This window comes from Anaerovibrio lipolyticus, assembly GCF_021531495.1.
Taxonomy (GTDB): domain Bacteria; phylum Bacillota; class Negativicutes; order Selenomonadales; family Selenomonadaceae; genus Anaerovibrio.
On record NZ_JADYTY010000113.1, the window covers coordinates 1 to 274 of the forward strand.

Genomic DNA, 274 nt, shown 5'->3' on the forward strand with positions numbered 1-274 from the left:
CCCATAGCTGCCAAGAACTCCATGATGATATCGGAATTTTTGGCAGTTTGGGCACAATCAGCCAAACTGCCAAAAAATATTTCCTTGTTTATCAGCTCATTTAACTTATGTCTAAATTCCTGGGCACTCATATTCCTATATTCATAAAACATATTATCTATATACGGCAGTATCTTTGTCATACTATGAGCAATATTTATCATGTTTAAGAGACGTTCAATCCCTATATGTTTGCGCACCATATATTTATCGATAGACCAGAATGTTTTATGCT

At 34.7% G+C, this 274-nt stretch carries 1 pseudogene; it reads right to left on the bottom strand.

The annotated features are described in order from the left end of the window. Nucleotides 1-182 (bottom strand): annotated as a pseudogene (locus tag I6E26_RS11160) (IS701 family transposase); the annotation flags it as partial. Nucleotides 183-274: the final 92 nt, after the last annotated feature.